The sequence below is a fragment of the Desulfosporosinus sp. BICA1-9 genome, assembly GCF_000802135.1.
The window spans coordinates 1-15,131 of sequence record NZ_JUEE01000251.1; the positions used below are offsets into that span (position 1 = coordinate 1).

Sequence of the window (15,131 nt, forward strand, 5' to 3'; positions counted from 1 at the left end):
TTGCTTCAGAATGATATACTACGTGCTATAATGTTGATATATTGTGTGATGTAGCATTAAGTATGACATAATGGAGGAAGAAGAGATGACGAGACAGCGGATACTGCTGATTAGCCTTGTAGGGTTCCTGATATTTGGTTTGCTCCTTGGAGGCAAACTTATCTATCAAAAGAAGTGGGTTGATGTTTTGATCTTGAATCAAAGTCAGCAAATTCCAGGCGTCATTTCCGCTAAAGTGGTGACTAATCGTGGCGAGAAAGAGATGGTTGTGGTTACTGATCAATTGGTGAACCTTCGTCAGACAAGTCAAACTCTAGTGAAATTAGCTGAAGATGTTCCAATTCGATTTAAAGATCATAAGAATGAAACTCTCGAAAAACTATATGGACAAATTCAGTTTGCCATACAAGAAGGTATAGCGCGTGGAAATTTCACGGAAATGGCCCAAAATGTAAGGATACAGGCGGAACAAGCAGGCGTACAGCTTGAATTAGAGATGGATAATGATGCCATATACGTACTCATGAATCAGGGAGATGCTCAACTTATTGAAGTAATCGAACGAGATGGGCAAGAGAAATTTCTGCCAACAGAAAAAGAGTAAGATATTACCGATGAAGGGGAGAGAACATGAAACTTGATATTATAATAGGTTTTGTAGTGGGGGTTTTCGCCTTTTTAATGGTTTTGGGATATAATGTCTTCCCGATTGGATTGCTGCTTGTAGCAGCGTATCTGGTTTGGACCTTAGTCCTTTCACGTCAAATCCTAAAAAACGGGAATGGTGTATCTATAGCCACTACTGCGATTGATTTTGAGGATATCGGGGGACAGAGTGTTGCCAAGAAAGAATTGCAAGAGGCGTTAGACTTTTTACTTCACTCTGACCGGATGAAAGCCTTAGGGATCCGCCCGCTCAAGGGAATCTTGTTGTCAGGCCCCACGGGTACGGGAAAAACACTGCTTGCCAAAGCAGCGGCAAGATATACAGACTCCGCTTTTTTGTCGGTCTCAGGCAGCGAATTTGTAGAAATGTATGCTGGTGTGGGGGCGGAAAGGGTCCGTGGATTGTTTCGTAGAGCACGAGAAATGGTGCGGAAAGAAAAGAAAACGAGTGCGATTATTTTTATCGATGAAATGGATATTTTAGGGGCTAAGCGGGGCAGTAATGTTTCCCATCATGAATATGACCAAACCCTTAATCAACTGTTAGTTGAAATGGACGGATTGAAAGCCGAACAAGGTCCGCCCATCTTAGTGATGGGCGCTACGAATCGCCCGGAAGCGTTGGATGTAGCGTTGCTTCGCCCAGGACGTTTTGACAGGCAAGTTAAAGTAGATCTTCCTGATAAAGAGGGACGCGTGGCAATCTTGAAAATTCATACGAAAAATAAACCTTTGGCTCAAGAGGTTATATTAGAAGATATCGCCCATGAAACCTTTGGATTTTCAGGAGCTCATTTGGAAAGTCTTACCAACGAAGCTGCCATTCTTGCTCTGCGGGACGAAGTGAGTGAAATTACTGCCCATCATTTACATGAAGCGGTTGAAAAGGTGATGTTGGGAGAAAAACTTGATCGTAAACCTACGGCAGAGGAATTACGACGGGTGGCTATTCATGAGAGTGGGCATGCGTTGCTAGCAGAAATGGTCCGGCCAAACTCAGTCTCTCAAGTTTCCATCCGTTCACGAGGAAATGCCCTAGGATATGTTCGTCATTATCCGAAGGATGATTTATATCTGTATACTCAAGCGATGTTGGAAGAACAGATCATGGTGGCCTTAGCAGGGGCCTTAGCAGAAGAGGAAATCCTAGGTACTAGGAGTACTGGGGCTGCAGGTGATTATGAGCAAGCACTTAACCTTGTGGAAAGAATGTTAATTTCTGGAATGTCTTCGCTTGGCGTTACGGACGTATCTCGTTTGAATGCTGAACAACGTCAGTCTGTGACGAAAGACATATTAGCAGAACTCGAAGAGCGAACGAAGACAATTCTTTTGAAGAACAAACCTTTGTTAATTAAAATCACAGAGATTTTAGGAGAAGAGGAAACATTAAGTGGAGATAATTTGCGGATGTATTTGCTTAATGTTGCTTAAACCCTAATGGCAATAACTCGATAGCGTGGAGCCTTTCACTCAATTTGAAGTGAAAGGCTTCGTTTTTTTATACTATCAGAAAGTATAAACTTGCGTTATATACTTTCCAAGCATAAGTGTAACTAAGGCGACGACACAGGACGTGTCTAGTGTCGAATGCGCCATGGATGGCATAGCATTCGACCGGTCGCCTCGCCATGGCTGACAGAATGACTAATACATGCGAAGACAGTGTCTGCAAGAAGGCTAATACGTGCGAAGACAGTGTCTTCGTGGGTGCCAGCCAAGTTTTCTTTACATTGATGCTAGAAATTATCATGATTTAGAGTTTAGATAAATATTTTATAAGGGAAAGAAGGATATTTCTAGTTTAATTTAGAAATAATTTAATGTGGAGTATCTTGAAGATCCACATATACGAATTGCAACACGAAGTTTCGTGTTTATTTGCGTTGACAATAGGAGAGTGATAAACTATATGAAGGCTGAAATTATCTCAACGGGGACTGAGATATTACTTGGAGAAACTCTCAATACGAGTGCTCATTACTTAACAGGAAAACTATCGACTTTGGGCATTGAGGTAGACTATCATACGACAGTTGGTGATAATCCCGAACGGTTAGAACAAGTTTTACGTCAGGCGCTTGGGCGTTCTGATCTCCTGATTACGACAGGAGGGTTAGGTCCGACTGCCGATGACTTGACCAAGGAATTAGTTGCCAAAGTCTTAGAGTTGAAGTTGGAGTTAGACTCCTCCAGTCTAGAACAAATTAAGCAGTTTTTTGGTCGTCGGAAAGCCCCTATGCCTGAAAGTAATGAAAAACAAGCCTTTTTTCCCGTAAACTCGAAAATTTTGCCCAATCCCATTGGGACAGCCCCAGGGGCCATCATCGAAAAAAGCGGTAAGATCGTTATTATATTGCCAGGTCCTCCCTTTGAACTGCACCCAATGTTCGATCATTATGTTTGGCCGGAATTAGAGAAGATCCTTGAACCTCATGTCGAACGAATGAACGAGCGTGTCCTAAAAGTATTCGGAATCGGAGAATCGGCAATTGAGGAAGTACTCAACGAACTGATGAGACTTCCTAACGTTACGGTGGCATTGCTGGCCAAACGAGCTGAGATGCACATTCGTTTGGTGGCGAGGAGCACGGAAAAAACGACTGGAGAAGCAGTTAAAGCGTTAGATCGAGTAGAGGAAGAAATCCGTCAGCGTTTAGGTAACAAAGTATTTGGCCGAGATCAGGAAACAATGGTCGGGATAGTCGGACAATTATTAACGGATAGACACCTGACCATTTCAACGGCTGAGTCATGTACTGGTGGATTACTTGGTGCTGCGCTCACTCAGGAACCGGGAAGTTCTCGGTTTTATTTGGGTGGGGTCGTGAGTTATTCTAATTCTCTTAAACAAGGGTTGCTTGGGGTAGGCGAGGAAACCCTTAAGGCGTTTGGTGCTGTGAGTGAAGAGGTTGCTAAGGAAATGGCAGAAGGAATTCGTGCTAAGACCGGATCAGATCTCGCCATCTCAACAACGGGGATCGCGGGGCCGGATGGAGGCAGTGATCAAAAACCGGTAGGTCTTGTATTTATAAGTATAGCGACACCTGCGGGTGTTCAAGTAGAAAAAATTCAGTTATACGGAGAACGGCAGTCTGTTCGTCAGTTAACCGTTCATGCAGCCCTTAATGGAGTGAGACAGTGGATGTTGAATAGCGAAAGGGGTTTACAAATAGGTGATGGTTGAACGATTACAAAGTTTTGGAGATATTCAGTTAAGCAAACAGGTTTTACAAGCTTTGTCAGAGATGGGGTTTGAAGAGCCTTCTCCGATTCAAAAAGAAGCAATCCCAGTTGCCCTAGAGGGGATAGACCTTATCGGGCAGGCTCAGACAGGAACTGGTAAGACAGCTGCTTTTGGAATCCCTATTACAGAAATGGTAAATGCTAAATTCCAAGCGGTGCAAGCACTTATTGTCACACCAACTCGGGAATTGGCGATTCAGGTTGCCGAGGAAATTGCTAAGCTTGGCAAGTATCGGCATGTCAAACCGTTGCCGATCTATGGTGGACAGCCCATTGACCGTCAGATTCGCGCCTTAAGGATGGGATATCAGGTGGTTGTTGGAACTCCTGGCCGGTTGTTAGACCATTTAAACCGTGGGACACTTCGTCTACAACATGTGAAAATGGTGGTTCTCGATGAAGCGGACGAGATGTTGGATATGGGCTTTATCGATGACATTGAATGCCTCTTAAAGGAGGTTCCTTCTGAAAATAGGCAAGTGTTACTTTTTTCAGCAACGATGCCCCCTGGAATTCGCAAATTAGCCCAAACTTATATGAAGTCCCCGCGTTCCGTTACCGTCAGTCGGGATGAATTAACCGTTCCCCTGATTGATCAGGTTTTCTATGAGACCAGGGAAAGCATTAAAGTGGATGCCCTAGGTAGAATCATTGACATGGAAGATATCGGTCAGGGAATCGTCTTTTGCCGCACAAAACGCGGGGTGGATGAGCTCGTAGTGGCACTTGAAGCCCGAGGCTATTTTGCGGATGCTTTGCATGGGGATTTGAGCCAGCAACAACGGGATCGAGTCATGAAGCGATTTAGAGACGGAAAGTCTGAATTATTGGTGGCTACGGATGTAGCGGCTAGGGGCTTGGATATTAATAACGTGACTCATGTCATTAACTTTGATATTCCTCAAGATCCAGTATCCTATGTTCATAGAATCGGACGGACTGGAAGGGTCGGACGTAAAGGTCAAGCAATAACCTTAATATCCCCGAAGGAGTATCGTCAACTTCGCCTCATTGAGAATCTTATTAAGACGAGAATCCGTCGGCAAGAGCTTCCTTCGATGGCCGATATAAGTGAGCGACAAGCTGAAAATCTCAAGAATCAACTCTTGAAACTAATCCAGAGTAATCGACTCGGCAATTATCGAGCGATAGTCGGGGAATTGTTCCAGGAATACGATTCCATCGATGTGGCAGCAGCCGCCTTAAAGTTTGCAGTCGAGGGCGCGAATGTTGAAGAACGCTCTGAAGTTAAAGAGCAAGATGAGCGGCTTTTTGGAAACACAGGGGCTTCGGCAGGAATGGTACGCTTTTTTATTAATATCGGTCGAATCCAGCAAATTCGCCCCCAGGATATCATCCGCTGGATTGCAGACCAAAGCGGGATTTCTGGAAACACGATTGGGATCATTAATATTTATGATAAATTTACATTTGTCGAGATTCCCGAAAAGTATGCCACCAGGGTCCAGAGCTGTATGCATCAGACTTTGATAAAAGGGCGTAAGGTAAGTGTTGAGCCGGCCAAAGCTCGTGAAAGTGCCGAGTTCTAATGAGTAAATTGATTTAGGTCAAAGAGTCTTTCACTTCTAGAGGATGAACTGAAGTGAAAGACTCTTTTTTCTACTGATCAACGAACACTATCACCTCATGATCTATTAAATTGTAAGATAATTTGTTTTACTGTCGGTTGTAGATAAACAAATTGACAAGCATTATGAGGTACCTCTATAATAGAAACCGAACAGATGTTTTGGGTAGGACCATGATGAGGAGGTTATAGAATGGCGGAAACAAATAAGCTGAAAGCATTAGACATTGCCCTAGCTCAGATTGAAAAGCAGTTTGGTAAGGGTTCCATCATGAAACTTGGGGAATCTTCGGCAGGACTGTCGATTGACGTCATTCCAACAGGTTGTTTAGCGATAGACCTTGCCTTAGGCGTGGGAGGGGTCCCACGTGGGCGGGTCATCGAGATTTTCGGTCCTGAGTCGTCAGGTAAAACCACGGTGGCACTACATATCGTCGCTGAAGCACAGAAATTGGGCGGAGTGGCTGCTTTTATCGATGCAGAGCATGCACTAGATCCAGTTTATGCTAAAGCCTTAGGAGTAAACATCGATGATTTGCTCGTGTCGCAACCGGATACTGGAGAACAAGGACTTGAAATCTGCGAGGCTCTTGTACGCAGTGCCGCAGTGGATGTTGTGGTGGTTGACTCAGTGGCTGCCTTAGTTCCTCGCGCTGAGATTGAGGGTGAGATGGGTGACAATCATGTCGGCTTGCACGCCCGCCTCATGTCTCAGGCCTTACGAAAGTTGACTGGCTCGATTAGCAAAAGCAATACTTGTGTCATTTTTATTAATCAAATACGAGAAAAAATTGGCGTAATGTTTGGCAGTCCTGAAACTACCACAGGTGGACGAGCCCTTAAATTTTACGCTACAATTCGAATGGATATTCGCAGGCAAGAAGCCTTGAAACAAGGTCAGGATATTGTCGGTAACAAAACACGAGTCAAAATCGTGAAGAATAAAGTCTCCCCACCCTTTAAGATGGCAGATTTTGATATCATGTATGGAGAAGGGATTTCCCGCGAAGGAAGCATTGTGGATATCGGGACGGAGATGGAAATCATCAATAAGTCTGGCGCTTGGTACTCCTATAACGGCGAGCGGCTGGGTCAAGGCCGAGAGAATGTCAAGGAATACCTTAAGCAGCACCCAGATAAGGCAAACGAACTTGAACGACAGATCCGGGCCAATATGAGTGCTGTTGTAGAGACGAGCACTGAGCCTGAGGAAGATGATTCTCTTGACGAAATCTAAACCCATTAAGAGTGCGATGGTCGTTGCGGTGGATTGTTTATCCCGTCGGTCGATGACTCATTATGAATTGGAGACGCGTCTTCTGGAAAAGGGTTTCGAAAGCTCTGAGGTCACGGGAGTGCTGGATAAACTTCTTAAACTAGGCTACCTAAACGACCAGGAATTTGCTTTAATGTATTCGGAAAGTCGGCTTAAACGTTATTCGAAGAGAAGAGTTCAACAAGACATGAAAATACGGGGGCTTGACCCCTGCTTGATTGAGCAAGCGTTAGAGTCAACCTATTCTGATGATGACGAATATCAGCAATGTTTAACCCTTGCCAAGCGATGGTGGGGAGAAGAGGGGAAGCGTTGGGAACAAAGGCACGAGGCAGAACAAGCCAAGCGGTATGTTCCACGAGAATTATGGATACAGCATAAAATCGCCCGTAAGCTCATCCAACGCGGCTATCCCACGGATTTAGTATGGAAAGCACTAAATAATCTTGAGGACAGTCATAATCTAGACGACGAGCGGTAGGCCCTGGTGTATAGAATGTATCTGTTTAGGACAAGCTTGACATTGATTGCAAATGATATTAAAATCTTAGCAGAGACCTGTCTCTGTTAAGATTTAACCTTTAAAGGTTTTCTTATAGATTTCGTTGTAGTTAGCTAAAATATAGGTTTTTTTGACTAGCGAGCGATAGTTTGTAGGAAACAGGAGAAGACACCTGTTTTAAGGTTATGCTTAAAAGTGACTGGTTTTGGAAACCAGCTTTTTTAATGCAAAAAATAGAAAATTTGTCAAACAAGGAGGTGTGTAGACGTATGATTATTGAACTAATTATTACCGGGTTAGTATCTGTTTTAGTTGGATTAGGTCTGGGTGTTTTAGCAGGTTGGCTTTTCCGCAAAAGTACTGCAGAAAAGGGTATTGGATCTGCAGAAGAAGAGGCTAAGCGTATTGTTGAAAGTGCCCATTCAGCTGCTGAAAGCAAGAAGAGAGAGTCTGTCGTTGCTGCTAAAGAAGAAGTCATGCATATTCGCAATGAAGTTGAAAAGGAAACTCGGGAGAGGCGCAATGAACTCCAACGCCTTGAGCGGCGCTTGCTCCAAAAAGAGGAAAGTCTAGACCGTAAAATTGAGTCACTGGAACGAAAAGAAGAAAATCTGCACCGCAAAGACGGCGAAGTAGAACAACTTAAAGAAGAACTCAACCAGATTGTTGGTAAGGAACAAGCGGAGCTTGAGCGCTTATCTGGAATGACCTCAGAAGAAGCTAAACAATTGCTTTTGAAACGTGTTGAGGAAGACGTTCGCTATGAATCGGCAATCATGATTAAAGAGATTGAGACACGTGCCAAGGAAGAAGCTGAGAAACGGGCAAAGAATATTATTGCCTTAGCGATACAGCGGTGCGCAGCGGATCATGTGGCTGAAACGACGGTATCCGTTGTAGCGTTGCCCAGTGACGAAATGAAAGGGCGAATTATCGGTCGTGAGGGACGAAATATCCGAACTTTAGAAACCCTTACGGGGATTGATCTTATCATTGATGATACACCAGAGGCTGTAATTTTATCAGGGTTTGACCCAATTCGCCGAGAAGTTGCGCGAATTGCTTTGGAAAAACTCATTGCCGATGGGCGCATTCACCCAGCACGAATTGAAGAAATGGTTGAAAAGGCTCAGAAAGAAGTTGACCAAAAGATCAGGGAAGAAGGGGAACAAGCAACCTTTGAAACAGGTGTGCATGGCTTACATCCTGAATTAATTCGTTTGCTTGGGCGACTAAAATTCCGCACAAGTTATGGACAGAATGTTTTGAAGCACTCCACTGAAGTGTCCCATCTGGCTGGATTGATGGCGGCGGAGTTAGGTGTAGATATTCAACTTGCAAAGCGGGCAGGTCTTCTGCATGATATTGGCAAGGCTGTAGATCATGACCTAGAAGGGACCCATGTGCAAATTGGGGTGGATCTGGTTAGAAAATATAAGGAATCCGGTGATGTTCTTCACGCTATTGAAGCCCATCATAACGATGTAGAACCCAAGACCATTGTTGCAGTACTTGTTGCTGCTGCTGATGCGGTCTCAGCCGCTCGCCCTGGAGCACGTAGGGAGACTCTGGAAACTTATATTAAACGTCTACAAAAACTTGAAGAAATCGCCGAGAGTTTTGAAGGGGTAGAAAAGTGCTTTGCTATTCAAGCTGGACGAGAAGTTCGTATTATTGTCAAACCTGATAAGATTGACGATGTGCTCGCTCCGCGAGTAGCTCGTGAGATTAGTAAACGAATTGAAGAAGAACTTGAATATCCGGGACAAATTAAGGTGGTTGTAATTCGAGAGACCAGAGCCGTTGACTTCGCAAAATAGTATAATAGTGAGATACCTAACCAGGCGATCCAGTGGGTCGCCTGGTTTTTTAATAAGGTGAATGCCCTATACCATATTTGACCAGTATGTTTGATAGAGGTTTGGAGCAGGAGTTTGCAAGCTTATGCCGAATAAATACATGTTAGGACAGCGTAAAAGAGAGGGCTGAAATTAGATGTTTAGTAGTTTATATAAAGACGGAGGGCGCACCCATGACGGAGGACGTGCCCAAGATGGAGTGGGATTGCTAACCTCGATACTTTTGAGATACCCTGAAGTAGGGTCTGTACATTATTGGTGTGAGCAACATGCTCTAAAAATCACGTTTATGATTACTCAATCACAAGAGGCCTCTACTCTTCAGGACATGTTAAAACCTGCTGTAGAATTCTTCCATCAACTTGAAGGTCGGAGCATGAGGGTTTTTGATATCATCTCCCGAAGCGAAGAAAATGTCTGTGTTATTACTGTAACTCGAGATGTCGAAAGTATGACTCAACGAGAAGTTGGGCTGATTGTCGAGCTGCTAAAGCGGAAGTACCAGAAACAGCTGGTGTATGATGAAATGTATCTGCCCGAAGAGGAACAGATTTACCAGGAGGAAATGATCAGTAAAATGCTTTACTCAATCCAAAGCGATACTATGAGTAAAAACGTGGTTGCATTGCGAGAAGAAGGGCGTGTTTTGGTCTTCAAGTCCTAGCGTAATCGATGCTCGATTTCGGAATTCGAACCTCTATTCTCAAGATTCGAGCCTTGAACCAGTCATTGAAAATTGTATGAAATAGTAAGCATAATGGCATTCTATGGATAATGTTTAGGTAAGATGTGCGACATTCGATGTGCTAACTTCGAACATCGAGCTTCGAACATCGAACCTCGATTTAAAAGGGGGGTACGTTTGTTGCACATACTTTTTATTGGGGATATTGTAGGCAAGCCTGGAAGGGAAGCGGTTAAACGTTTTTTAAAACCAATTCAGGTGGAATATAAAATTGATGTGACTATGGCTAATGGCGAAAATGCCGCAGCCGGAAAAGGGTTAACCAAAGATATTGCCGAGGAGCTATATGGCTATGGAATCGAATTTTTGACGATGGGCAATCATGTTTGGGATAATCGAGATATCATGAACTTCATTGATCGTGAACATAGAATTATTCGCCCAGCGAATTATCCAGTTGGGGCACCGGGACAAGGGCATGGATTCCTGAGAGCCTTTGGTAAGAAAATTGGTGTCCTTAATCTTTCAGGGCGCATCTTTTTACCATCGCTTGACGATCCCTTTAGTGGGGCGATACGTTGGGTTAATCAGATGAGGCAAGAGACGCCCATTATCATCCTTGATTTTCATGCTGAGGCTACTTCGGAGAAAATGGCCTTAGGTTGGTTTTTGGATGGCAAGGTCAGTGCTGTTGTGGGAACCCATACCCATATTCAAACTGCGGATGCTCGTCTGCTTCATCAAGGAACCGCCTATATTACGGATGTTGGGATGACCGGGCCAAGGGATTCTGTCTTGGGCGTAAAAAAGGAGATTATTATTAATCGCTTCTTAACCCAACTACCCGCAAAGTTCGAGTTAGCCAGTGGTCCTATTCAGATCAATGCCGTGGTCATAGATATTGATGAGGAAACTGGAAAAGCGCGCCACATTGAAGCAATCCAACGGATTGCAGAGGCTTAAAGCGAGGCAAGAAGCTCGATTGGCGATCTCGAACCATGGCTCGCAATATATGATTTCTAGTTATCCAAACCTAAATAAAATCCAAACCTTTTTCAAATACGCCTAATATTTAAGGGCTTTGATGAAAAAAGGTTTGGATTTTATTCCTTTGCCGTATGCTCCTCTTATCAAATGAACAGGAGGGCATACAAATGAATGTACAAAACCTCGGGGATAATTATCCTAAGCTCATTTCCCACATGAAAACCAGCGGTTACTCAAAACTATACGTTGACAGATTCAAAAGAGAGATTGAAAAATCCTGTCAGCTGTGGATTCAAAGGAATGGTCATGCTATAGAGATGTCTATCTGGAATACACCAAAACATCACAATCCCCTGATTATCTCCGTGAAAAGCGGACTATCATAGGAGCCATTGAAAAGTTTGATGTCCATAGCAGATTCCCAGATGGTAGACGCAGACATGAGCTTTTCAAAAGAGGTGCTTATCCGTTGTTGTCACCAGAGTTCAAATCAGTCATTGACTATTACTGTGAAGCAGAAAAGAAACGTGGCAAGAAGGTTACCACCATTTATACAGAATCTCATAATACATCCACATTTTTCTTATCCCTCCAGCAAAAAGGAATAGATAGCCTGGTTAAAATTACAGAAGAAGATGTGCTTTCCATATTCATGTCTTCGGATGAAACACTGTTAAGGAGTTGTTCTTACAAGAAAAATGTTGCTGCAGTATTGAAGGCGTGCATCCCCTATTATCCAGAAGCTTGTCATCGTATTTTGGCTTTTCTTCCTGCCTTAAGGGAAACTAGAAAAAATATACAGTATCTAACATCAGAGGAAATCCAGAAGTTTAAGGAAGCACTAGCTAATGGTGAAAATCTCCTTACGCTCTGTGATAAAGCTATCGGGATGCTTGCACTTTACACAGGACTGCGTGGCTGCGATATTGCAGGAATGACCCTTGACTCCATTGACTGGGACAGGGATTTAATCTCTATCAGACAGCAGAAAACGGAGTTTCCTCTTGAACTTCCTTTAACAGCAGTTGTCGGTAATGCCATTTATGACTATCTGACTTCTGAACGTCCCCGCACAGAAAGCAGATATCTATTTGTTACACAGAATAAACCATACGATCGATTGAATAGCAGAAGCATTGGCAACGTGGCAGTCCGGATCATGAAAGCTGCTGGCCTCCGGCAGTCCAAAGGCGAACGGAAAGGATTCCATATCTTCCGCCATCACCTTGCTACAGCCCTTTTGGGAAACGGAGTCCCTCAGCCTGTCATCAGCAGGGTACTTGGTCACACTTCGCCAGATCCCTTGAGGCATATCTAAGTGCAGATTTTCTGCATCTGAAAGAATGCTCTATCAACATAGAGCATTTTCCTGTGTCAGAGGAGGTGTTCTCTCATGAATAAGTTCACTTCTTTTCTTGCACCGCTCATGCAGGCATATGTTTCCTACCAGAAAGCATCCGGACATTGGAATGAAGCTTCTTATGATCCAAACTTCCTCCTGTTTGATCGGTACTGCAAGAAACAGTATCAGGAAGTTGCTCTTCTGTCTCAGGGAATGGTGGATGGATGGTGCCATAAACGCGACACGGAAACCAACAATTCATGCAGATCAAGAACCTATGTTGTTGCCAGTTTTATACAATATTTGAGAAAGCGCGGAAAAACAGACGTTATGGTGGCTGACATTCCAAGGAAAGAGCGACTCACGTATATTCCTCATTCTTTTACAGAGGCTGAACTGGAAAATTTTTTCCGTGCTTGTGACAGTCTGCCTTCCGTATCGCGCACTTCCGAACAGCGTTCCAGGAAGATAACCGTTCCTGTATTCTTCCGTCTTCTTTACAGTAGTGGAATACGAACCAATGAGGCAAGAATGCTGAGGGTTGAGGATGTCGACTTGTGCCAGGGGATTTTGGACATCCATTATTCCAAAGGGCATGCCCAGTATTATGTAGTGCTGCACGATTCCATGATTCAACTTTTGAAAAAATATGATGCAGCAATACGGAAGCAGTACCCTCACAGGGCTTATTTTTTTCTGCAAGGGGCAACTCTTTCCATAAAAGGCAATGGCTACAGACAAACTTCCGGGAATTGTGGAATAAATATATGGAGTAGTATCATTTTAGTTAAGTCAGAAAACTCGTAATTCTGGAAAGAATAGGAAAAACGAAAGAAGGTAATCCAGATGCGAGAATATGACAAAGACTTCAAACAAGAGGCCATCAAGTTGTCCTATGAATTAGGGCCGACAGCTGCCTCAGAGAAGCTGGGGATTCCAGTAACAACGCTATACTCTTGGATAAATCGATCAAAACGGTATGGAGAAATAGCTTTTGTTGGCAGCGGACATAAACGTGTTGATCCAAAAACGGCAGAAATCAAAGCAATGGAAAAGAAGATCAAAGACCTTGAAGTAGCCAATGATATTCTAAAAAGGGCCTTAGGTTTTTTCGCAGAGAGCCAAAAGAAATAGCTGCACGAGAACTTTTTCATTGGATATGGCTTCAAAAAACTAAAGAGAAAACCAAGCACAGCATAAAAACTATGTGTAAGGTCTTACAGGTTAGTGAAGCCGGATATTATAAGTGGTTAAAAAGGCAGTCCAAGCCTTACAAATACGAAGAACTTTTGGCTAAGATCCTTCAAATTCGTGCAGACAACCCGGACTATGGAGCATACAGGATTTATCTCCATTTGAAACTTTATCTAGGCTATACCGGCAGCTATTATTTGATCCTTAGGCTCTGTAAAATCCACCATCTCATGCTCAAGAGGAAACATAACTGTAGAGGAATAACCAAAGCAGATGTATCAGAGCCGAATGGGAGGGACAGCGCTTCTCCAGTTTTCTTTTGGATGATATGCATTTCATTATGTTTCCAGTCAATGTCTGTCAACTTCAGGCCCAGGATATCTGAACACCGAAGTCCTGTCCGCGATGCCAGATAGATAATAGCATAGTCTCTTTTTCCTTGTGGCGTATACGTATTAATCTGTTCCAGCATAGCCTTAACTTCTTCCTGACTAAAGCATGGAAGAACCTTTTTTCGGGGTGTTGCTACTTTAAATAGTATCATTTCCGGAGTAAGTGCCGTTAGTCCTTCTACATTAAGGAAGCGTACAAATTTCTTAACAGAATCAATAACGTTGGGCATGCTTCCCCTGTGGGTAGGTTGGGTAGCTATCAGAAAATCCCTAATTATCTGTAATGACATTCCCGTGAAATCCTTGTGACCGATTTCTTCCAAAAACTTAAGGAAGTGTCTGACATTAGCCCGAATATAGCGAATTCCGCTTATCCGGTGCCTGCCAAGAAACACTTCATAACTGGATGAAATGTCAGAAAAATATCCATTTACCTCAATACTAGAACCTTTTGGCAGAGTATCCCAAGTTAGTTTTCCTATATTGGTATAACGCGCCAGAACTTTGGAGGCACGCTCCAAACGCTTAAACTGGAATAAAGACAATTCATTCCGCAACAGTTTTTCATTCATATCTTCAAGAAAAACATCTAACATATTCTCAGTAAAGGAATACTTCTTATGATTCTCAAAGAATTCACAGATAGATGACAGTCCGGATTTATAGTAGGTTATGGTTCGCCGGTGCAATTGTAGGATTTCCATTTCTTTTAGGATATCATTTACAAGTAGTGTTAGTTCGATTTTCTTCATGAAATCACCTCATAATAATTAGTCAGGAATTGTCCTGCAGCATAATTATTTGTGATATCAGATGAAAATGCGACAAAAACTCAAGCACAATTATTCCGATTTTTATAAAAGCATTTCTCAGGATTTCTATGATATTGAACATGTTCTTATAAAAATCGGAATAAAAAATTTATCGGGATAATGCGGGGTATTCCGATATCGGAATACTCCCCATATTCATGGCATTGTACCAGGAGGCGGACTTAACTCAAGAAAAAAGTTTTTTATCCCAGTAAAAGTACTATCAAGAAAATTTAGAGGCAAGTTTTTATATTATCTTAAACAGGCTGATCTTGAATTTCATGGTTCAATTTCTTATCTGCAAGATAATTGTAAGTTCAATGATTTATTATCATCGCTTTATCAAAAAGAATGGATTGTCTATTGTAAGCCACCCTTCAAGAACGCTGGCTGTGTTGTTGAATATCTCGGACGCTATACGCATCGCGTTGCTCTTTCTAACGATCGTATACTAAAAATCGAGGATGATCTTGTTACATTCAGATGGCGTGACTACAAAGATAACAACAAGCAAAAAAATATGGTTTTAACAGCCGATGAATTTAGCAGACGATTTCTTATTCATGTGTTACCCGATCGATT

At 42.9% G+C, this 15,131-nt stretch carries 14 protein-coding genes and 1 pseudogene; 14 read left to right on the plus strand and 1 reads right to left on the minus strand.

Translation table 11 applies throughout. The features are described from left to right. Positions 1 to 85: 85 nt before the first annotated feature. From JL57_RS31310 to JL57_RS31365, 13 genes are all read left to right on the plus strand, one after another. On the plus strand, positions 86 to 604 hold the full coding sequence (locus JL57_RS31310; protein ID WP_034145790.1) for a hypothetical protein: 519 nt from the start codon (positions 86 to 88) through the stop codon (positions 602 to 604). A gap of 26 nt (positions 605 to 630) precedes the next feature. Beyond that, positions 631 to 2,100: an AAA family ATPase gene (locus JL57_RS31315; protein WP_034145791.1), complete on the plus strand. Its 1,470-nt coding sequence runs from the start codon at positions 631 to 633 to the stop codon at positions 2,098 to 2,100. 478 nt (positions 2,101 to 2,578) lie between these two features. Continuing rightward, positions 2,579 to 3,853 (plus strand): competence/damage-inducible protein A, encoded by a 1,275-nt coding sequence (locus JL57_RS31320; protein ID WP_034145792.1) that lies wholly within the window; start codon positions 2,579 to 2,581, stop codon positions 3,851 to 3,853. Then, positions 3,843 to 5,462: a DEAD/DEAH box helicase gene (locus JL57_RS31325; protein ID WP_291300807.1), complete on the plus strand. Its 1,620-nt coding sequence runs from the start codon at positions 3,843 to 3,845 to the stop codon at positions 5,460 to 5,462. Before JL57_RS31320 ends, JL57_RS31325 begins: the two co-directional genes overlap by 11 nt. A gap of 231 nt (positions 5,463 to 5,693) precedes the next feature. Beyond that, entirely contained in the window at positions 5,694 to 6,737 is a 1,044-nt protein-coding gene (gene recA / locus JL57_RS31330) for a recombinase RecA (protein WP_034145794.1), read from the plus strand. Next, a complete protein-coding gene (locus tag JL57_RS31335) occupies positions 6,715 to 7,257 on the plus strand; it encodes a regulatory protein RecX (protein ID WP_034145795.1) in 543 nt (180 codons plus the stop codon). The genes recA and JL57_RS31335 overlap by 23 nt, the downstream gene beginning before the upstream one ends. Positions 7,258 to 7,547: 290 nt before the next feature. Beyond that, complete coding sequence (rny, locus tag JL57_RS31340) at positions 7,548 to 9,098, plus strand: ribonuclease Y (protein ID WP_034145796.1); 1,551 nt, start codon at positions 7,548 to 7,550, stop codon at positions 9,096 to 9,098. A 175-nt stretch (positions 9,099 to 9,273) separates the two neighbouring features. Then, positions 9,274 to 9,801, plus strand: a complete 528-nt coding sequence (locus JL57_RS31345) for a hypothetical protein (protein ID WP_034145797.1) — start codon at positions 9,274 to 9,276, stop codon at positions 9,799 to 9,801. Positions 9,802 to 10,002: 201 nt separating this feature from the next. Beyond that, complete coding sequence (locus JL57_RS31350) at positions 10,003 to 10,785, plus strand: TIGR00282 family metallophosphoesterase (protein WP_034145798.1); 783 nt, start codon at positions 10,003 to 10,005, stop codon at positions 10,783 to 10,785. A 191-nt stretch (positions 10,786 to 10,976) separates the two neighbouring features. Beyond that, positions 10,977 to 11,195 (plus strand): hypothetical protein, encoded by a 219-nt coding sequence (locus tag JL57_RS36020; protein ID WP_291300808.1) that lies wholly within the window; start codon positions 10,977 to 10,979, stop codon positions 11,193 to 11,195. A gap of 83 nt (positions 11,196 to 11,278) precedes the next feature. Then, complete coding sequence (locus JL57_RS31355; protein WP_291300809.1) at positions 11,279 to 12,127, plus strand: tyrosine-type recombinase/integrase; 849 nt, start codon at positions 11,279 to 11,281, stop codon at positions 12,125 to 12,127. 75 nt (positions 12,128 to 12,202) lie between these two features. After that, positions 12,203 to 12,958: a tyrosine-type recombinase/integrase gene (locus JL57_RS31360; protein WP_291300810.1), complete on the plus strand. Its 756-nt coding sequence runs from the start codon at positions 12,203 to 12,205 to the stop codon at positions 12,956 to 12,958. 39 nt (positions 12,959 to 12,997) lie between these two features. Next, on the plus strand, positions 12,998 to 13,285 hold the full coding sequence (locus tag JL57_RS31365) for a transposase (protein WP_034145799.1): 288 nt from the start codon (positions 12,998 to 13,000) through the stop codon (positions 13,283 to 13,285). Between the two features lie 253 nt (positions 13,286 to 13,538). On the opposite strand, the gene JL57_RS36025 is transcribed toward JL57_RS31365, so the two are convergent. Then, positions 13,539 to 14,489: a tyrosine-type recombinase/integrase gene (locus JL57_RS36025; RefSeq protein ID WP_291300811.1), complete on the minus strand. Its 951-nt coding sequence runs from the start codon at positions 14,487 to 14,489 to the stop codon at positions 13,539 to 13,541. Positions 14,490 to 14,691: 202 nt separating this feature from the next. Here JL57_RS36025 and JL57_RS36030 point away from each other — a divergent pair. Further along, positions 14,692 to 15,131 (plus strand): annotated as a pseudogene (locus JL57_RS36030) (transposase); the annotation flags it as partial.